This window comes from Methanosarcina spelaei, from assembly GCF_002287235.1.
GTDB classification, from domain to species: Archaea; Halobacteriota; Methanosarcinia; order Methanosarcinales; family Methanosarcinaceae; genus Methanosarcina; species Methanosarcina spelaei.
This window is the reverse complement of record NZ_LMVP01000542.1, coordinates 1-19,549: the sequence shown is the minus strand read 5'-3', so window position 1 is coordinate 19,549 and position 19,549 is coordinate 1. Positions and strand designations below refer to the sequence as shown.

13 protein-coding genes and 4 pseudogenes are annotated in these 19,549 nt (G+C 37.9%); 9 read left to right on the top strand and 8 right to left on the bottom strand.

All coding sequences use genetic code 11. From position 1 onward, the window contains the following. Positions 1-638: pseudogene (locus tag ASJ81_RS24095) on the top strand (PKD domain-containing protein); the annotation flags it as partial. 543 nt (positions 639-1,181) lie between these two features. Here ASJ81_RS24095 and ASJ81_RS20650 read toward each other — a convergent pair. The 4 genes from ASJ81_RS20650 to ASJ81_RS20640 all read right to left on the bottom strand — a co-directional run bounded on the left by ASJ81_RS20650 (position 1,182) and on the right by ASJ81_RS20640 (position 4,761). Beyond that, positions 1,182-1,730, bottom strand: a complete 549-nt coding sequence (locus ASJ81_RS20650; RefSeq protein WP_095646008.1) for a cobalamin B12-binding domain-containing protein — start codon at positions 1,728-1,730, stop codon at positions 1,182-1,184. A gap of 64 nt (positions 1,731-1,794) precedes the next feature. Continuing rightward, entirely contained in the window at positions 1,795-1,923 is a 129-nt protein-coding gene (locus ASJ81_RS24350) for a hypothetical protein (RefSeq protein WP_275112595.1), read from the bottom strand. Further along, on the bottom strand, positions 1,920-3,821 hold the full coding sequence (locus ASJ81_RS20645; RefSeq protein WP_095646007.1) for a right-handed parallel beta-helix repeat-containing protein: 1,902 nt from the start codon (positions 3,819-3,821) through the stop codon (positions 1,920-1,922). Before ASJ81_RS20645 ends, ASJ81_RS24350 begins: the two co-directional genes overlap by 4 nt. A 364-nt stretch (positions 3,822-4,185) precedes the next feature. Further along, complete coding sequence (locus tag ASJ81_RS20640; RefSeq protein ID WP_212556125.1) at positions 4,186-4,761, bottom strand: hypothetical protein; 576 nt, start codon at positions 4,759-4,761, stop codon at positions 4,186-4,188. 904 nt (positions 4,762-5,665) lie between these two features. On the opposite strand from ASJ81_RS20640, the gene ASJ81_RS20635 reads away from it, so the two are divergent. Both ASJ81_RS20635 and ASJ81_RS20630 read left to right on the top strand, forming a co-directional pair. After that, complete coding sequence (locus ASJ81_RS20635) at positions 5,666-6,373, top strand: energy-coupling factor ABC transporter permease (RefSeq protein ID WP_095646006.1); 708 nt, start codon at positions 5,666-5,668, stop codon at positions 6,371-6,373. Then, the gene (locus ASJ81_RS20630) at positions 6,370-6,711 is read left to right on the top strand and encodes an energy-coupling factor ABC transporter substrate-binding protein (RefSeq protein ID WP_095646005.1); all 342 of its coding nucleotides are present in this window, start codon (positions 6,370-6,372) and stop codon (positions 6,709-6,711) included. The genes ASJ81_RS20635 and ASJ81_RS20630 overlap by 4 nt, the downstream gene beginning before the upstream one ends. A 61-nt stretch (positions 6,712-6,772) precedes the next feature. Here the strand turns inward: ASJ81_RS20630 and ASJ81_RS20625 are convergent, their stop codons facing one another. Then, positions 6,773-7,024: a hypothetical protein gene (locus tag ASJ81_RS20625; protein ID WP_095646004.1), complete on the bottom strand. Its 252-nt coding sequence runs from the start codon at positions 7,022-7,024 to the stop codon at positions 6,773-6,775. A gap of 1,029 nt (positions 7,025-8,053) precedes the next feature. Here ASJ81_RS20625 and ASJ81_RS20620 point away from each other — a divergent pair. The 3 genes from ASJ81_RS20620 to ASJ81_RS20610 all read left to right on the top strand — a co-directional run bounded on the left by ASJ81_RS20620 (position 8,054) and on the right by ASJ81_RS20610 (position 11,474). Continuing rightward, a complete protein-coding gene (locus tag ASJ81_RS20620) occupies positions 8,054-9,196 on the top strand; it encodes a cation diffusion facilitator family transporter (RefSeq protein WP_095646010.1) in 1,143 nt (380 codons plus the stop codon). Between the two features lie 122 nt (positions 9,197-9,318). Then, positions 9,319-10,101 carry a cobalt ECF transporter T component CbiQ gene (gene cbiQ, locus ASJ81_RS20615; RefSeq protein ID WP_095646003.1) on the top strand — a complete coding sequence of 261 codons (783 nt, stop codon included), beginning with the start codon at positions 9,319-9,321 and terminating at the stop codon, positions 10,099-10,101. An 11-nt stretch (positions 10,102-10,112) separates the two neighbouring features. Beyond that, on the top strand, positions 10,113-11,474 hold the full coding sequence (locus ASJ81_RS20610) for an energy-coupling factor ABC transporter ATP-binding protein (protein WP_095646002.1): 1,362 nt from the start codon (positions 10,113-10,115) through the stop codon (positions 11,472-11,474). A 425-nt stretch (positions 11,475-11,899) separates the two neighbouring features. Here the strand turns inward: ASJ81_RS20610 and ASJ81_RS20605 are convergent, their stop codons facing one another. Next, the gene (locus tag ASJ81_RS20605) at positions 11,900-12,079 is read right to left on the bottom strand and encodes an MM0924 family protein (protein WP_095646001.1); all 180 of its coding nucleotides are present in this window, start codon (positions 12,077-12,079) and stop codon (positions 11,900-11,902) included. Between the two features lie 1,101 nt (positions 12,080-13,180). Between ASJ81_RS20605 and ASJ81_RS20600 the strand changes: the two genes are divergently transcribed. The 3 genes and pseudogenes from ASJ81_RS20600 (at position 13,181) to ASJ81_RS20590 (ending at position 17,059) form a co-directional block, all read left to right on the top strand. Further along, positions 13,181-13,549 (top strand): DsrE/DsrF/DrsH-like family protein, encoded by a 369-nt coding sequence (locus ASJ81_RS20600; RefSeq protein WP_095646000.1) that lies wholly within the window; start codon positions 13,181-13,183, stop codon positions 13,547-13,549. A 1,359-nt stretch (positions 13,550-14,908) separates the two neighbouring features. Continuing rightward, positions 14,909-15,205, top strand: a pseudogene (locus tag ASJ81_RS20595) (CO dehydrogenase/acetyl-CoA synthase subunit delta); the annotation flags it as partial. A 534-nt stretch (positions 15,206-15,739) separates the two neighbouring features. Continuing rightward, positions 15,740-17,059, top strand: a complete 1,320-nt coding sequence (locus ASJ81_RS20590) for a cobyrinate a,c-diamide synthase (RefSeq protein ID WP_095645998.1) — start codon at positions 15,740-15,742, stop codon at positions 17,057-17,059. Positions 17,060-17,581: 522 nt separating this feature from the next. Here the strand turns inward: ASJ81_RS20590 and ASJ81_RS24090 are convergent. Together ASJ81_RS24090 and ASJ81_RS20575 are read right to left on the bottom strand one after the other, a co-directional pair. Further along, positions 17,582-18,932 (bottom strand): annotated as a pseudogene (locus ASJ81_RS24090) (PKD domain-containing protein); the annotation flags it as partial. Between the two features lie 329 nt (positions 18,933-19,261). After that, positions 19,262-19,432 (bottom strand): annotated as a pseudogene (locus ASJ81_RS20575) (MM0924 family protein); the annotation flags it as partial. Positions 19,433-19,549: the final 117 nt, after the last annotated feature.

Genomic DNA, 19,549 nt, shown 5'->3' with positions numbered 1-19,549 from the left:
CGACTCATAAGTACAGTAAAGCAGGAACATATACTGTTAAGTTGACAGTAAAGAATGCTGCAGGAAGTAACACGGTAACAAAAACGGAATATATAAAAATCATAACAAAACCTGTTGCAAACTTTACCAGCAGTGTTACGTCCGGAAAAGCACCTTTAAACGTTAAATTTACTGACACAAGTACAGGTACAGCTTCTAGCTGGATCTGGAACTTTGGAGACGGATCAAAGTCATTTGTCGAGAATCCAACTCATAAGTACAGTAAAGCAGGAACATATACTGTTAACTTGACAGTAAAGAACGCTGTAGGCAGTAACACGGTAACAAAAACCGACTATATAAAAGTTGTAACAAAAACAGTTGCTTAAGTTTTCTGCAACTCCAATCTCTGAGAAAGCTCAGTTAGCGGTAGGATTTACTGACTAAAGCACAGGAATTCCTACCGTATGAAATGGAGTTTTGGAGGCAGAACGACTTCAAAAGAAATGAATCCAGAGCATCAGCATTTCAAGGGAGGAAAATATAAGGTCACATTTACAGTTACCAATGCTGTAAGCAGCAATACGACAACAATAAATTACACAAAAGTAACGGCAAATACAAATCTGGGACATATTCTGAAAATGAATAAACCTTAGATTGAAAAACGATAAAAAATCAAGGTTAAAGGGTTGATAAATCATAAACAAAACCTGGCAAAACAATCCTTAGCCTTTTTTACCAGGTTGAAAGCCAATTCCGTTTTGAAATTTCAATAGTTTACCGCACAACTTTTGGTTTTGTAGAAACCTTATATTGTAGACTTACATTGTGAGTTTGTGAAACAATTTGATCTATAACAAATTAAGAGCTTCTTCCAACTTCAGCACTGAGTGTATTAACGTCAGTAGTCTATCTCAAACAAAGTCAGTAGCTTCTTTTTAATACGTTTACTTCAGGAATTACACCATTAGCGGTTATCCGGTCGTGTCCATGAATTCGTGTCTATGAATTCTTGTCCATGACTTATTGATCAAATATGAAAAACAAGTACATCTTCATTTTTGAAAACATATAAAAAGAGTCTTTTGATTACAATTTTCAATAACTTATTGACATAACCAAAGACTGGAAGGAAGGACGGAAAACTCCTTCCTCTCAAAATCATCTCTACAAAGATTTTATAACCGAAGATTTATCCTTTAAGGCTTTTTACAACTGTCATTTCCATTGGCTGGAACACTGCCTTTCAGAGCGCTGTTGTTACTTTTCAGTAAAGCCAATTTTGCTTTGGAAACGGCATCTTCCGGGCCAGAGGCATATATGTCGGCTCCTATCTGGTCGGCCCAGGCCTGAGTGACAAGCGATCCTCCTACACCTGTTATAACTTTATCACGGATACCTGCAGCCTTGAGCTGCTCTTCAATCTGGATCTGGTGGATCATTGTAGTGCTCATAGAGGCAAAACTGAACACAAAATCAGCTTTCTTTTCTTTTGCGCTTGCAGCAAAGCTTTCAGCTGATACGCCGTTTCCAAGATCAATTACTTCAAAACCTTCATTCTCAAGCGCAGTAGCAACGCTATCCTTTACAAAAGTGTGTGAATCTCCTTCAACAGTGCCGATTATGACAGTTCCGTTACTCTCATTCTCCTGTTTGCAAGAAGCTTCGCCTGACACCGGGAAGACTAGTTGTGAAACAATTATACCCAGGATTAACAGAACTAATAAATTGAAATTTTTCCCGTACATTTTTTATCTCCTTTCTTTATAGGTTTTTTTTCTCTTTCTTTATCCAGACTTACCTGTTCTTCTCTCACTTCTTCTCACTTCTTCTCTCACTTCTTCTCTCACTTCTTCTCTCACTTCTTCCTTTTAAAACCTCACTTCTTCTCTCACTTCTTCTCTCACTTCTTCTCTCACTTCTTCTCACTTCTTCTCTCACTTCTTTTCATCCTCATTTTCGGTTCTTTCTAGAGGCTTCTCGAATACAAGAGGGAGATAATCATAGTTCGTTTCCGTTACATTGTACGGCAGGTCCGCAATCATGTCTCCATCCTCATCCGAGGCTGTTTCTGAAAAACCATCTCCTTTCGGAGAAGCCCAGAAATTCCCACCCATGTAAGGTCCCCCGACGATATTTTCACTTTCGGTTTTTGAAGTGTTCCAGGTATTTGTTCCGTAATCTTCGGCATTTTTGCTGTTATTTAAATAGTTGTTATAGATGGTATTGTAATCCGAGTTTGTCCCATCGGTCCAGTTCAGGTTAAGAGATAATCCGACGTCATTCCCCGAAATACTGTTTCCTGAAATCGTATTGTTACTACAGCCTTCCGTAAATAATCCATAGGAGCTGGCTGTAATAGTATTATTGTTCAAAGTATTTTTCTCACTGGCTCCGTACAGGTAAATTCCTTCATAGGCTCCGGAAAGAGTATTTCCTTCCAGAGTGTTGTTGCAGCTTGTGTCCCCAAGGTCAATGCAACACCAGCTGCTCGAAGTAACTGTGTTTTCTTTGAGGATATTGTCTCTGCTGATATCACAGAGCCAGATACCTGCCATATTGTTCGAGGCATTGTTCTTTTCTGCAAGGCAGTTCCTGCAGTTGCTTAAGATGAAGGCATCACCTTCATTCGAATTGACTTCATTGCCCCTAAGAGTTACTACCGAACATTTCCCGAGGTAAACTCCATGTTCGTTGTTTGAAATATTATTTCCTTCAAGCTTTGAGTTTTGAGTATTGTACAGGTAAATTCCGAAACTGTTGTTTTCAAGGGTCAGGTCTTTCAGGGTAATATTTTCGCAGTTAATGCAATAGACAACTCCTGCATTTGAATCCGAATCAAGAGTCCGGTTAGAAACCCTTACAAGATAGTATATCAATTTTCCATCAACAGTGTTGCTGGTGTCAATTGTATTATTCATATCTCCAGTGTAGTGATAGGTATAAGCACCAAAATTCCTGTTATTTCCAGACATTGTGTTGTTTTTAAGCACATTGAAACTTGAGTCGAGATAAATCCCCCACGTGTTTGAATTTACACGATTTCCTTCCAGAGTGCTTCCATTCGAGTTTCCGAGGTATATGCCGTACATCTCATTTGAGTCTGCAGTGTTATTTTCGAGCAGGCTTTCTCCAGAGCCTGTAAGGTAGATCCCGTAAAAGTTGTTTGAAGTTTCCGAGTCAATAACTTGACATCCGGAAGAGTTTTCCATATAAATTCCCATTGCTCCGTTAAACGCGCAGTCATTTTGAAGGGTATTATTTTCGGACGCGTTCAAATAGAAACCGTAATGACGATTAGAATCTACTTTGTTGTTTTTTATAGAGTTTTGTCCTGAGCTTTCAAGCCAGATTCCATTGTCACTGTTAGATAAGTAGTTGTTTTCCAGAGAGTTCTTACATGAATCTCTCAGTACAATGCTTCTCCAGTTTCCTGAAATATAGTTGTTGCTGATTTTGTTTTCCGAAACGCAGTCTAGGTACACTCCATATGTTAAATTCGTTCCTTTTAAAGTAAATCCACTGATATTCACGGAATCGGAAACCACATGAAACACAGGGTGCTCAGAGTCCAGAGCAGTAATGACTGTTTTATTAGGGCATGGATTATTGGCAATTATATCGAGAGATTTATTTACAAGTACATTTTCACAGTATCTTCCTTCACCGACGAGGATAACATCCCCTTCAGCAGCGGCATTTATGGCGTCCTGCAGGCTTCCGTATTCTCTCGTACCTCCTCCTTCCTTCACACAGAGAGTAGCTGCAGACGCAGAGTTTGATATGAGGATTAACAGTACAAAAACAGCAGTTAATATGAATATTCTCTTCTCTTTCAAAAGTTATCATCTTCCTATATAAATTCATGTTAGTTTCCGCTCATGAGTTCTAGAAGGATGCCGGGAGAGTCTTCTACTCGAAACGTCTGAGGTTTGAACGAATTCCAGGGATAAGTTATTAAAAGTCTATTTGCAGAGGAATTCATCAAAATCTGCGCCCAGCTATTCCAAAAAGGTGAGTTTCAATAGGTTCTTAGCGGATTTAAAAAAGAATTTAGATATTATTATTTAAGTCTGATTATTTGGGTAATAAATGTTATCTTTCCCAGTAAGTTTCTATTATTGCCAGAATTAAACTGTTGTATCCTGCAACAAGTTACGGATTATCTGGCTGAAATAAAGTAAATGACTTTCCATTATAAATTCAATAGTTTCCAACTTTTACAACGCTTTCATTAAAAGAAGTAAATAACCCAAGGATACGACCTTCTGTTACAAGGTATATCAATAGATCTTCTGCATTATCGAGTCCGTCTCCTTCAGTGCTCATGTTATTGTAGTAGTTGCAGATAGGGTCATCAACAGAACCGTTAGAATCATAAGCAAAATAAGAAGGCGTATCTGAGGATTGAATTGCCATAAGTGAGGTTCCATTATCAGAAGCTGCTTTGAAACTTTTATCCATTGAAGCATATACGGATTTATCAAGCATTTGGCAGAAGATTACATCCTGCGTCTCCAGGAATCCATTCTTTCCTGCTGCAAGCAGCTCGTCACTTGCACCATATGTGGTGAAATTATATGCAGGGATATATGTGTATTCTATAAATTCATTGTACAAATTTTTCTGGCTGGCTAACTCCAGGGCGTCACTTGACGAAAATGAAATATAAGTTACGTTTATCTTATTTTCTTCTGCCAGTACGCCTGGTGAAAACACCAGAAAAAGCAATGTGCTTAAGAATAAGAAGTAAGTCGTTTTATGCATGTCATCCCTCATCTAATTTGCTGCAAATCCTTGAACTTTACAATGAACAATTATAGTTAACTATACTGTTTTTATAGTCGATACGTTATGGCTAGCAGTAGTATCCTTCAAATAACTCCAATAATCTGTTTTGTGCCGTTACGCACCTCTATCCTATACAATATATCATGAATCAAGACATACCCTGAGTGAAAAATAATCCATATGTCTCATCTACCAATTTGTTTTGAAATATTTATTCTTAGGAATTCACATAGAAGCAGTTATCGAGTTTTAAAATGAGATTAAATACTCTTGATTCTGACTCTTAATTTCAAAATCAGAAACTTCTAAAACTAATAGACCAATGATTCTGCAGAATATCTTAAACACTTGGAGAATAGAGAATTAAATAAATAAAATACGGTTTTTGGCTCATAATTATTAGTTATTTAAGTAAAAACTTCTTTTTTTGAATCCAGGATAAATTCTACTCACTGATGCCACCATGACAATAACCCCCGAAAACATCAGCATCAGAGATGCATGCGTTGTGCTTCGATTCTAAAATTGACTCCTTATTCCTAGAGAATATATTATCTTTGAGCCTATTAAAAAATCAAGTTTTATAAACTTACATCGGAATTGCAGTACTGGATTGCATAAATAGAAATAGACAGAGATATTCTTGAATTTTTGCATACCATTGGTTCAAGTTAGCTTGTCCTGCTTTAAATCCCCAACTACTTACTAAAAATTATTACTTTTATATTTAGCTTATAAGTGCTTACGCCCCTCTTTTTTTGTCACCGCAACTTTTATATATAAATCAACGCAATTTAACTTGTCTTTATCTCAATAATATTTACTTGATATGACCCATTTGCTTTATTTACTGTATTTGCTTTTATATATCTTCATTATTTATGGTGATCCAATGCATATAATGGAAGGGTTTTTACCTGCTATTTGGTGTATAGTGTGGTTTGCAATATCAATACCAGTTATTGCATTAGGTATTTACAAACTGAACAAGTTAGTGAAAGAAAAACGAGAAATTTTACCTTTACTTGCCGTCGCAGGTGCATTTATTTTCGTACTTTCTTCACTGAAAATGCCTTCGGTTACCGGAAGCTGTTCTCACCCTACAGGAACAGGCATAGGTGCGATTATGTTTGGGCCTGCTATTACTGCGGTTCTCTCAACAATTGTACTTATCTATCAAGCTCTGTTCCTTGCACATGGTGGTTTGACAACCCTGGGGGCAAACGTCTTCTCTATGGGCATTGTGGGTCCGGTAGTCTCGTACCTTATCTATAAGGCTGGAATGAAGGCCAAACTTAACTTCTATTTAATTGTGTTTCTGGCTGCGACCTTTGGAGACTGGGCTACTTATATTGTAACTTCTACCGAGCTTGCTCTGGCATTTCCTGCAGGAAACGTACTTTCCGTTGCAGGTTTCTTCAGTTCATTCAGCAAGTTTGTTGCAATCTTCGCAATTACCCAGGTACCCCTTGCAATAATAGAAGGTGCTGTCAGTGCTTTGCTTTTCAAGTATGTAATTGAGGTAAAAAGTGATATCCTTGTTGAAATGCACGTACTCGAAGACTCGGTTGTCCGCAAAATAAGGGGGCTTTCTGCATGAGTAGAAAACTGGAACTTATTGTACTTGCGATCCTCCTTATTTTTGTAGCTCAGTTTATATACGTATCTTCCACTACAAATGCCGAATATGGTGGAGCTGACGACAAACCTGAGGGTGTTATTGAGGAAATTACAGGCGGGACTTACAAACCTATAGCAGAGCCTATATGGGAACCTCCAAGCGGCGAAATTGAAAGCTTGCTTTTTGCTCTGCAGGCAGCCATCGGTGCAGGAGTTATCGGATACTTCTTTGGCTATTACAGGGCCAAAAAAAACTATGAAAATAAGCTCGGATACAAAGGAAAAAGTAAACCCGAGGGTGACAGACACTCTCTGTAATCTTTTCTTCCACCATGTTTGTTTCCTCCCTTAACGGGAGGAAAGTTTTTATTTATAGCTTTTAATTTTCAGGTGATGGGCTTGAGTTATTGAAAATCGCAAGCAAAAGAATCTCTATTTTTCTCAAATTCGGGAGATTTATTCTTTTTTCGGAATCGACTAATAACTTGCGGGCACAACCTAAACATTTTTGATCTATTTTAACTTTAGAAAGTATTTTTATCACTTTTGGTAAAACCTCGCATTGAATAATTGTCTCAAGCGGATTGTGATTATCTGCAACTCCACGGCTCAATAAGCCTTTTGTTTCCAAACAGATATAGCTTCATCCTTCTTCGGTTAAGTGAAGAATCGTGGTAAATTGTTGCATCCACCTCTCAACGTTATCAATATTTAACCGATTGTGAGATACAAGATATCGATTTCGTGCAAAAAGGCCAGAATTTAATCAGGTTTCAGGTGCAAAATAGATAGCTTTCAGGTGCAAAATTGATAGTTTTCAGGCAGAAAGTTTCTTAACCGATGACCAATGGATACAGCTTTGCCTTTGTAACTTTGAGTTTTCCTGTGGAGTATTTGCATATAGTTTTTCAAACAGATTTCTGAAACTCTTTTTCCCCAGTCCTGATTTCTGCAAAAATTGATTGTATATAAAAGTTTTTGTTCAGGAGAGTGTGAATGGAACTTTTATGAAAATTGGGTAAGCAAATACAACTTTATTTGTCTTCTCTGTTTTTTTATTTAGTTACAATTTTCTCTGCCCATGTTTTTTAGATATAGTTGTACTCCTGGATAATTCATTATTACTTGTTTTTATTATGTAGATTATTTTCTAAATTCCTCATAAATTTGTATAATATTGTGAGAATTTGTGATAATAAGATTTTGATATTTATTGAAAATTCTAATTTCTCGCTGCACTAAAAGATTGAAGCATTATGAGTTCGTCATTCCATACGAAAAATCAGTATCAAGATCTATTGTTAATACACGGGAATATCCCATCTCTAATTTCCAGTAATAAATATCTAATTTTTTGCTTCTTTCAGAAGATTAACTACAAACTGCTCGTGATGAAAAGCTTCTTTATATGATATTTATCCGGAAAAACGTATGAATACCTGCATAAAAAATTATTTTCTAAAGATAAATACCTATTTATAAAACTGCTTTCAAGTATGCTTTGAGCTTATACCGCTGATCAAAATATGATCTTTGAATCTCATCCTTTCAGTAATCAATCGAGCTTCTTATCATAGAGCAATTATGTAAATCCTTGATGATCAGGAATGAAATGAGTTTCAGGATAGGCTCAATAATGAAACAAATAAAGAGGTCAGTTATGTCCGAAAAGCATTCTAATTCTCATCCCCATGAAAAGGAGGGTTGTTCCGAACAACCCCATGAAAATGTCCGCAAAAAGGGATTTTTCAATTTTCTTCCTCGTTTTCATGTTCATTCTCATGAGCAGTCCTGCACTCACCAGCAGCCACATTCCCACGAGCATAGCCATACTCATGGAACTGTAGACCCTTCCATACTTGCTACCAGCAAGGGGCTCTGGGCTGTCAAATGGTCGTTTATAGGGCTGATGATCACAGCTGTTCTGCAGATTTTCATCGTTTATATGTCAGGCAGTGTCGCTCTTCTTGCAGATACTATCCATAACTTCGGGGATGCATCAACTGCAATTCCTCTTGCAATAGCTTTTTCCCTTGCCAGAAGAATACCAAGCAAGCGATTTTCTTACGGGTATGGTAGAGTAGAAGATCTTGCAGGCGTGATCATCGTTTTCCTTATTCTATTCAGTGCCGCAGTTGCGGGTTATGAGTCTGTGAATCGCTTCTTTAACCCACAACCGATAGATCATTTGCAGGCTGTGGTTGCCGCCGGGATTATAGGCTGTGTCGGAAACGAATTAGTAGCCCAGTTCCGGATGAAAGTCGGGAAGGAAATCGGGAGTGCGGCTCTTATTGCTGACGGCTACCATGCTCGGGTGGATGGCTTTACCAGCCTTGCAGTCCTTGTCGGAGCTGCAGGAGTCTGGCTAGGGTACCCGATAATTGATCCTCTTATTGGTATGCTAATAACAATAACAATCCTGAAAATAGTCTTTGACACAAGCAAACTCGTGTTTACTCGTCTTCTTGACGGCGTTGAGCCTGAAATCATCGATAAAGTAAAAAATATTGCTGAGAGTGTTGAAGGCGTTTGTGAAGTTACGGACCTTAGAGTCCGCTGGATCGGACACAGTCTCCACGCAGAGATCAATGCTTCCGTTGCGCCTTCTCTTTCGGTTGAAGAAGGGCATGAAATTGCCAACGCGATAAGAGAAAAGCTTCTGGAGAACTTTTCCTATCTTTCCGGAACCACCATTCATGTAGATCCACTTACAGCCTCAGGGGAAAGCTGTCATTGTGGCCATAAAAATTCGGAAAAGATACATGGGAAACAAAAAAATGTTTTAATTGCCTATCCTCAATAAAATCCCCGAAAATTCAGGGTTAGATAACCATTTCTCTTGCTCGCCATAACCGTTATATAATAACCATTATATAAAACAAAACTCAACTCAACTTGATTTTACTCTACTAAGAGGATTCCCTAATGACCAATATTCTTGATGATTATGCCCTTATGAGCCCTCTAAGGCACCGAAACAACTGGTTGAAACTGGCAATAGTATTATTCGGATTACTTGCAGGAGTTTCAGCTACATCCCCTATTCCTCCTATTTTTATAGCTTTCTGCATGAGCCTTACAACAGTAACTCTTGGCAAGGCGCCTCTGAAACTCTATTTCAAGCTCTTGCTGGCTCCCCTGGGCTTTGCTATTGCAGGTGTCCTTATTATCGCCTTCTTTTCAGGCTCGGGGCCTGAATTGTTGTCATTCGAATTTCTGGGTTATCCTCTTTCTGTAAGGACAGACGGGTTTGAGCTTGCCATGCTGGTATTTGCAAGATCAATAAGCGGGATGTGCTGTCTCTATTTCCTGGCGATGACAACTCCGATGATCGAACTTTTTGCCGTGCTAAAGGCTTCCGGACTTCCGGAATCTCTTATAGAACTTTCAATGCTTATATACAGATACATCTTCGTCTTCCTTGACATGGCCCTTTGTATAAGGTATGCCCAGACTGTAAGACTCGGGTACTCAAACTTCAGGCGCTCTATAAATTCTATTGGAATGCTCGCAAGCACTCTTTTCATCCGTTCTTGGGAACAGGGAGACAAGCTCTTTCTGGCAATGAATTCCAGGTGCTATGACGGAAAAATGACTCTCTTTGAGGTTCACAGACCTGTAAAGGTAACAGAATTGCTTCTAACCTCTGCCTACTTTCTTTCAACTCTTGCACTGTTTTATTTTACAAAAAACATATCCATTGTTTGAGGTAACAGACCATGATCATTCTTGAGACCAGGGGCCTTAAATATACATACCCGGACGGGACTGCAGCTATTCAGGACCTGAACATCGAAATAAAAAAAGGAAAAAAAGTAGCTTTTGTAGGGCAAAACGGCTCCGGAAAGTCCACTCTTTTCCTTCTACTTAACGGGACCTTAAAACCAGCTGAAGGTGAGGTCCTTTTCCATGGAGTTCCTATTAAATATAATTCAAAATCCCTCAGAGAAATCCGAAAATCCGTAGGAATTGTTTTTCAGAATTCTGATGACCAGATCTTTGCCCCCACAGTGTACCAGGATGTAGCTTTCGGGCCGGCAAATCTGGGTTATTCAAAAGAAAGGGTTGATACTTGTGTACAGCAATCCCTTGAACAGGTAGGTCTTTCCCGTTTAAAAGATAAGCCTCCCCATCACCTCAGTGGAGGGCAGAAAAAACGTGTTGCAATTGCCGGGATTATGGCAATGGAACCCGAGGTGATTATCCTTGATGAACCCCTCTCAAATCTTGATCCCGTGGGTGCAGATGAAATAATGGATTTGCTTAACGAATTTAACCAGTTTGGAAGCACTATCATTATCTCAACGCATGATGTGGACCTGGCATACAGATGGTCTGATTATGTGTTCCTCCTGTCAAACAGCAAAATTATAGGACAGGGAACCCCTACAGACGTTTTCAAAGATCCCGAACTCCTTAAAAAAACAGGGCTTCGCCAGCCCACCACCCTTGAAATATATCACGAAATCGAAAGAAGAGGGCTTGCATCTGGAGGAAATTCCCCGAAAACCATTCCTGAACTTGTCAATACCCTAAAACCTATTGACCTTATATGGGTTGATGTCCCTCCGGGATTAAGGGAAGGAGATAGTCTTAACTTAGGGATCATGTACGGGCAGTATGCGACTCAGTCCCCTTACGAAGCTGTTAACGCTACTGTACTGCATATCCATCAGAATGGAAGAGCTATTGTTGAGTTAAAGCGTAAAGGGATCAAGGCCGGTGGAGTCATGATTTATGATACTGACAATTATTCTCTGCCAGAGGTAAAACAAATCCTTAAGGAAGGTGAAATCGTCTTTGTCGGAGCAATGGGTAAAAAAAGTAAAACTCTTGCTGAGCATGATGGAATCAGGTTGGACGTTTCCTCAGGCGTTATAGACAAAACTATCCTGACAGCCCTTTGCGGAAAACGTTGCCTTATCCTTACAGCTGGTGGGATGGTTGACCATGCCCTTAAGAGAATAAAGGAGTATGTGGAGACAAGCGGGATAGAGTTTACCGTTGGAGTGGTTAACAGGGAAGAAGGCTGCAAATGGCTAGAAGAAACTGGGGACAGCCCTGAAAAGCTTAAGGTGTGAGTAAATAATAAAGGCTCTTCGCTGTTTCGAGTGAGTACTTACATTTTAGTCCCAAAATATTGAAGAACAAAAAGAAAATTCAGGTACATTTGCCGTTAAAAAACCACAATCAAGCTTGATATTCCCCCTTTTGGCTTGACTATTTTAGACCTATATAAATTTTTACAACCAACCGGAAACAGCGAAGAGACATAATAAACTTTTAGTTGGGATCCAAAGAACGTATAATGAACGTTCTCATTAATTTTACTTTTTAAACAACTATTGGTTATAAATTAGGTAACCGCAAATAGGTTTATAATTCGTTCCCACGCTTACAGATTTTTGCCATATCGTGATTAAAAAGTGCTCTTATGATCAAGATTTTATAAGATTAATAAAAAAGAAGAACAGAAAAATAAAAAGTCTTTGAATTCTTTGTATTTTTACTGAGGCCACAGGGCAATTATTTTATCTATAGCCACATGGGTATACTTACCTTCGTTATTAAGAGTAAGGACATTATCGGCACAAGCTTCTATGGTTCCCTTAAAAATATCAGGCCCGCCACAGTAAACGTCTACAGGCTTATTAAGATAATGTTCTACTATAAAGCATTGATACATTTTTTTCCTCCATTTTCTTGTTATTATCTGCGGTAACTTCGGTAATGCATTGGCTAACCTGTGTTATCCATTTACTCATTATCCATTTATTCTTTATAAATGTATTCAAAAAGTAAAATTGATTTTTCAATATATAAAGTCGTTAATCATTGAAATAAAATTAGTTTTTTGCCCAAAAAATATTCGTTCTAATATTCCCGCTTTACCAAGGTAATTAATGACATTTTTCTTCAGATTTACTTGCTTTAGAAAGGTGCAAAAGATAGGTTTATCTGGAATGTTATTATCCTCATTGTAGAAACCAATCTAAGTAATATTCTTCAATTACCCAGGACCTATTACCGAGATTCTCCTATTGCTTTGTATCTACTTGCATTGGTGTATACTGTATGATGAGTTCTTGTTTAACGATTTTGATCAAATGCCTTACCTTTAAAGCTCAAACTTGTTATCAGTTTTGTTAAATTTATATAAAGAGACTCAGATAAATCAGGGATTGAAAGTAAAGGTATAGCCAGTTTAACCATTTGTGACTACCTGAGAAACGGAGGAAAAATTAAGCTTAAACTTCCAACATACCTCCTGAGTAGATATATGTTAATTCCAACTGAAAAATATGTTAATTCCAACTGAAAAATATGTTAATCCCAACTGAAAAAATCGAGTATAACTACGCTTCAAAAACTCATGTGGAAGGTATGAGAAATCAGCATTGGCTGCATAAACCAGATATTTCACTAAGAAAAAAACGTTCCAGAACTTTTCCTCAAACATTGAAAAAACTGAAACAGAACTGAATCAAAGTTGGAGCCTCTACACGAGGTCCAAAATCTCCTCATATTCCTCCATTTTTATCCGGATGGTTAGCCTGTCTTTCAAGGAAGTTCGAATTTCCTTCCTGAAAACATAGGTTTAATCCAATAATGGAAAACAAAAATTTGGCTCTTCATTGTTTTGTGTGGATATCCTCATAATGTCCTTACAAAAACCAATACGGTCTTGAATTGAAAATCAGCTTATCCATAGGAAATGGTAGAGAGCCAAAAATTTTTAGTTTTCGTTCAATTTAACTATCTGGTATCAATTTAGACCTGGAGTTATATGACAAAAGTCGAAAAGGTATTACTACTGCTAAAAAATATGGTGTATGAAAGCACCAGCCCGCAGGAAACTCTCAAATTTGCAAAGTATTACCGGAGTAAAAGATTCAAAGTACTGGTGATTCTACGGGGGCCCATGGGAGTCTTACTTGGAAAAAAAGACAAAACAGGAGGATTACCAAGATATGATTCTACTGTTCAGGAGTGCATCGATATGGGAGTAGAGTTTAAATGCTGCCAGCTTGCCTCTGATATGATTGGGCTTAAGAAAGAAGAATTAATCCCTGGAATAGAATTTATCTGTTCAAAAGAAGTGGCTGAACTCTTTTTGAAATACACAGAAGAAAACCAGCTAATTATTACCTTATAAGCCTTAGATTAACCAGTCTCGCTTTCTTTTGATGATTTCTTACTATTCTAAAGCATCGGTTATTTCAGATACCCCAAATTCATTTCCATAGTCTTTAAAACCTTAAACAAAATGCTTGAACATAAGTAAAGAGTTGGCAAAGAGTAATGCTAATTTTCATGTATGAACCTGTTAATATCATCCAAAAAGTATTGTGGAATCATTAAATGCAACATACTTGATAATCTCCCGACAAATAGAGTCTTTTATTTATTTCTGCTATTTTTTCATTTCCCATCATATACTAAATTATTCATTTTTACTTGTTTTGTTATGTTCTTTTTTTATAAGTGTGGCCCTATGAATGCGAAATCTATATATATTTAAAAGTAGTTTTACTTACAAGCGAGTCAAATTTACTTGATTTGCTCTTTAAGGTTCCATTTTGCATCCTCCTTAAATCTGCAGTCTTCCAGGAATAATTTGCCATTTTATATCTCCTTAAACCTGCAGTCTTCAGGGAACGATTTGCCTGTAAACCTCCAACTTTTTTTAATTTTTTTGTTTTTGATTATTTATAGTCAATTAATAGGAGCAGTTCGCATATTATTAATTAGTTGATATCGTTTCCAAAACACTTTTAGTCATCATGCCTTTTATGCAGTTCAATAAGGTTAATAGCAAGCTTGATGCACGAAACATAAAAAATTTCTAGCACTGGAAAATTAATCATGAAAAAACATCAACCGCATAATGATGGACGACCTAACATTCAGGCCTTCATTTATTTCCCGGTGTAACTCTTCTGAGTGCAGATATTTACAGAGGTCTTGACTGCTTTGCCAAGGCCCAATAAGGCCAGATAGGTGAGGTTGGTCAAAAATACCTATAATGTGTTTATTTTACCCATAAAGCTCAAACTCGTTATCATTTTTGTTAAATTTATATAAAGTAACTTCTATAAACAGTGCTTGGAAGTAAAGATGTCAAACAATTTGACAGAGCATTACTACCGTTTTGAAAATTAATGCGAAAGTATTGAGAAATCAGTATCAACTACATAAGCCAGAAACTTCACCAAAAGAAAAACATTCCAGAAATTTTCCTCAAGGATTGAAAAAACATAGAAATTGAATATAAACAAAGTAGGGGTCCTTCATTGGGGTCCCAAATCCCGGTTGTGTTGCAAAAATTTTCTTCTCGCACTTTAAAGCTATAATTGATACTTGTATGTACCATTTTCCAGGTGATTAGAGTTGTCAACTTCCAGAATTTTTGCAACAAAACCTGTACTTTTATGTCGAATAGTAAAATCTGTATTTATACTTATTTATATAGTCACTGATCAAACGAAAAACTTACGGATAAAGTGAGGTTTACATGACAAAGAAAGTTAAGTTATCAGAAATAACAGACACATTAAAAGACGTACAAATACTATCTCTTGAAGGGGTAAATATAGAAGGAGACACCGAGCTTGATCTAGATGGACTCGGAAGCGGTTTTAATCCGATGCTTTCTGCTGCCCTCGGACAGGAGTGTGCAATACTTGCACAGCAGTTCTCAAGACTTAATAGCATGTTCAGCGTCCCTGTGGGCAGAGTTGCTCCCAAAGTCGCTCCTGCAGTTTCCTCTTCTCCTGCAACCCCGAAATTTAAAGACCTTATTCCTGCCAAACGCGCATGAAATTCTTGTGAAACAAACACAAACAAATAAAAGGGTTGTGTTGCAAAAAATCTTCTCGCACTTTAAGGTTATAATTAATACCTTTATGTACCATTTTTCTAGATAATAAGTAAGAGTGGTTAACTTTTCTAATTGTAAAGTTACTCACTAATTTTGTAAAATAACCAGATTTTTTGCAGCAGAACCCAGTTTTTCATGTTTTTTTACACGTGTCAGAGCGTCGTCTTTGACTTTAGGTGCAAAAGAGACTTTAATTTCTATGGCTCAAAAACGGATAATCTCACTAACTTAAGACGCATGAATATTGTTAGATAAAAAAGGAAAAAACAACATCGAACCACAAAAATGTCACATATTACTATTCGTGTTTAGTTAAGCAAAACAGCAACAAAAAAACACGTTACTTCTAGATCATATCTTAACAAATAAAAGGAAAATGATTTATTATTTACCTATCGAACACAAGATAAGCTTACAGCTGAAATAATAGCTTTAATATATTTTAAAGGCGACAATATCCAGCAGATGACCAAAGGAATACTTATTGCTGGAACTCATAGTGGTGTTGGAAAAACTACAGTTTCGGTAGGTATTATGGCTGCCCTTAAGCAAAGGCAGTTAAAAGTCCAGCCTTACAAGGTAGGGCCTGACTACATTGATACTTCCCATCATACTGCAATCTGCGGACGTACTTCAAGAAACCTGGACACATACATGATGGGTGTAGATGGCGTTATGCAGGCTGTAGCCAGAACATCTGCGGATGCGGATATTATGGTAGTAGAAGGCGTAATGGGACTTTTTGACGGAGTCGATTCTACGGAAATTGCAAGCTCAGCACAGGTTGCAAAAATTCTAGACTTACCTGTGATTCTGGTAATTGATGTCAATGGCATGTCAAGAAGTACCGCTGCTCTCCTTAAAGGGTACTCGGAGTTCGATCCTGAAGTTAGGGTTTCGGGCGTGATCTTAAATCAGGTTGGAAGCCCACGCCACGCGGAACTTGTAAAAAATTCACTTCCTGACGACATCCCTATTGTAGGCGAGATCCCACGAAGAAAAGGCATGGAAGTTCCTTCCAGGCATCTTGGTCTGTATATGGCTTACGAAAACGATTACAACACAGAAGAGTTGGCTTCGTTTATTGAGGAGAACGTTGATCTTGATGCAATTCTTGAACTCTCCGAATCCTGTTCAATTCCGGAAGTTTCTGATATCAAGGAGCCGGAGACAGATGTCAGGATAGGAATTGCCATGGATCCTGCATTCTGTTTCTATTATCAGGATATGTTTGATGCCTTTAAGGCTTGTGGAGCTGAAGTTGTATTCTTTAGCCCGGTGGCAGGAGAAATGCCGGATATAGATGGTGTATATCTCGGAGGTGGCTATCCTGAACTTTATGCAGAAGCCCTTGAAAATTCAAAGACTACATGCAAGCTTAAAGGCCTTGCAGCTGATGGTTTACCCATATATGCAGAATGCGGCGGTCTGCTCTACCTCTGCAAAACCTATGAAGTAGATGGCAGAATCTATAAACTGGCAGATGTCGTGCCTGGTAATACACTTCTGACAAACCAGCTTAAAGCTCTTGACTATACCGAAGCTCACCCCCTGAACAGAAATTTTTGTTCTCACAACATAAAAGGTCATGAATTCCATTTTTCTATTACAGAGTGTGACCGTGATGCAAAATTTGCATACGAAATGCTCCGGGGAAAAGGTATACAGGACGGCTTTGACGGGCTTATTGAGCACAATACGCTCGCAGGGTATATGCATTCTCATCCTGCCAGTTTCCCGGCAGAAAAATTCGTGCAAAAATGCAGAGATTACAGAAGAAGATAACACCTAGAGTCAAAGAAAAAAATACTTAGAGTCGAAGAAAATAATACTTAGAGTCGAAGAAAATAATACTTAGAGTCGAAGAAGATAACACTTAGAGGCTATAAAATTCAAATCATTCATACAGTTGGACAACGACAATATTAACTTTAAATTCAGAATATAATTTTTTCAGCAATTCTAAGATATATTGACCTTAAGTTTTTTGTCCTAGAGCCTATCCCAAAAGCCATTTAGTTCTTAATCATCAAGAATTTTCAAGATTGTTTTCATGATCAGAAACTTGATTGATTATTCAGAATACAGGATTCAGAGAAGCAATTTTGAGTTTTGGGATCAGCTCCTATAATAATTAAGTATAAGTACTCAATACATAAAACCAAATGCAATAGCATTAATGATTAAAAAATAGGCTTTGTAGAAATCGATTGATCTCGGAGTTTCTAAACATTTGTAACCCAGGTATGAAGTTAGATCTCAGATGCAAACGATAATTTCTACAAAGCTGTTTTTCAATTTAAAATGTTATTTCTTTTCTGAAACTACAACGTATTTTGATATAGTTTTAGTACTACTACCTGCAGCATTCTTCACTGTTAATTTAACAGTGAATTTTCCTGCCTTTGTGTATTTATATACCGGATTTTTGGCTGTTGAAGAACTACCATCTCCAAAACTCCAGTTCCATGAAGTTGGGGAGCCTGTACTTTTGTCAGTAAACTGCACCTTTAATGGTGCATTTCCCTGAGGTCGGAGATGCAGAAAATGCAGCAACCGGTTTTACAGGAGCTTTTTTGACAGTTATGTAATCCTTTATTATTTTTGTAGTTGTTCCGGCTGCATTCTTTACTGTTAAGCTGACAGTATATTTTCCTGCTTTACTGTATGTGTGTGCAGGATTCTGGAGTGTTGAAGAACTACTGTCACCAAAACTCCAATTCCATGAAGTTGGACTATTGCTGCTTTTGTCTGTAAACTGTACCTTCAGTGGAGAGTTTCCTGAAGTTGGAGTTGCGGAAAATGCAGCAACAGGTGAAATCAAAGAGTCCTTAAAAGCGTAGACTTTCTGATCGCTTCCTATACTGAAAAGCATCCCATCCGAAAGCGCAGGAGAAGAACCTGCATGCGGAGCATACCAAACGATATCTCCTGTGGAAGCGTTGAGAGCATAAAGTTTGTTGTAGTCATAAAATCCTTCTTCACCGCCTACATAAACAAGTCCATTGGCAACAGCCACCGAACAGGTCCATCCTCCTGTTGTATTTGAAGATGTCGACCAAACAGGTGACCCAGTAGTGACATTGAAACAGTAGGTTTTCACATTTGTGTAACCTTTTGTCCCTCCGCAAACGTAAACATTTCCGTAAGCAGAAGCAGGGGTCGAATCTGAACTTTCAATTGCTTGTTCCCAAATTTTTTTGCCATTGCCTGCATTAATGGCAAGATGTTCTCCTTTTCCGTAAAAGCTGTAAGTTGTCAGGTAAATAATGCCATTTTAGTAAACAGGAGAACCGCATAAACTATTTACGATATTGCTGTTCTTCCATACCTGTTTTCCGGTTATTGCGTCCACACAGTAAATGTTTCCCGAAGAACCGTATTCATAACTTGTCAGGTAGAATTTTCCATCTGCATAAGTAGGTACTGATTGAGCGTCTCCTTTTACTTTAAAGCTCCAGAGGAGATCCCCTGTATACTCATCCAGACAGTAATAACGGCTTCCGTCCCAATCGTTGAAGATTACCATCCCGTCCGCAATTGCAGGCCCGCTATTGACTACACCAGCAGTTCCGTGCGTGTTCTTAAAGGACCAGATCTTTTCTCCCGTTTTAGCATTGTAACAGCCAAGTTCAGGTCCTGTGGCCGTGATAACCATGAAGATACCTGCTCTAAATAGGTCAACTCTCTGCAGGTAGTTTAAGTTTTATTGTGATATTGTAAAACCCTGTGTTTTCAATTTAGAGGCCTTAAACGCTTTTTTCGTTAGATTTTTGTCATGAAATCGAATTATCTTACGTTCTCTGACGGCCTATAAAGGTCATAGTATTCGTGATCATCTGCACCTAACATAAAAAAACAGTAAAATAAAAGCCCTCCAAATTTCTTGTATGTTTTTTCTAAGGTCACAGGGAGATTCTTTTATTTATGGGCGTGATAATGGGCATTCGCACTCGAAGTCATTACGGCTTCGTTATCCTCAATAGGCCATAGGGCAATTATTTTATCTACGGCCACATGGGTATATTTGCCTTTATTGTTGAGAGTAAGGACATTATCAGCACAGGCTTCTATCGTTCCCGTGAAAACATCAGGTCCACCGCAATAAATGTCTACAGCCTTGTTTAGATAATGTCCTGTGATAAAGCATTGATACATGCTCTTTTCCTCCGTTTTCATCGTCTTGATATCTCTATTTTTTTGTTTCATTTACAATTATTGGCTCTTCGTCGTATAAAATGGGTAATTATTTATAATAAAAATATAATATAATTA

What these genes read in the sequence shown, in the direction of transcription:
- ASJ81_RS20650 (WP_095646008.1), bottom strand. Translation starts at nt 1,730, where the DNA reads ATGTACGGGAAAAATTTCAATTTATTAGTTCTGTTAATCCTGGGTATA.
- ASJ81_RS20640 (WP_212556125.1), bottom strand. Translation starts at nt 4,761, where the DNA reads ATGAGGGATGACATGCATAAAACGACTTACTTCTTATTCTTAAGCACA.
- ASJ81_RS20610 (WP_095646002.1), top strand. Translation starts at nt 10,113, where the DNA reads ATGATCATTCTTGAGACCAGGGGCCTTAAATATACATACCCGGACGGG.
- ASJ81_RS20605 (WP_095646001.1), bottom strand. Translation starts at nt 12,079, where the DNA reads ATGTATCAATGCTTTATAGTAGAACATTATCTTAATAAGCCTGTAGAC.
- ASJ81_RS20600 (WP_095646000.1), top strand. Translation starts at nt 13,181, where the DNA reads ATGACAAAAGTCGAAAAGGTATTACTACTGCTAAAAAATATGGTGTAT.
- ASJ81_RS20590 (WP_095645998.1), top strand. Translation starts at nt 15,740, where the DNA reads ATGACCAAAGGAATACTTATTGCTGGAACTCATAGTGGTGTTGGAAAA.
- ASJ81_RS20620 (WP_095646010.1), top strand. Translation starts at nt 8,054, where the DNA reads ATGTCCGAAAAGCATTCTAATTCTCATCCCCATGAAAAGGAGGGTTGT.
- cbiQ (WP_095646003.1), top strand. Translation starts at nt 9,319, where the DNA reads ATGACCAATATTCTTGATGATTATGCCCTTATGAGCCCTCTAAGGCAC.
- ASJ81_RS20635 (WP_095646006.1), top strand. Translation starts at nt 5,666, where the DNA reads ATGCATATAATGGAAGGGTTTTTACCTGCTATTTGGTGTATAGTGTGG.
- ASJ81_RS20630 (WP_095646005.1), top strand. Translation starts at nt 6,370, where the DNA reads ATGAGTAGAAAACTGGAACTTATTGTACTTGCGATCCTCCTTATTTTT.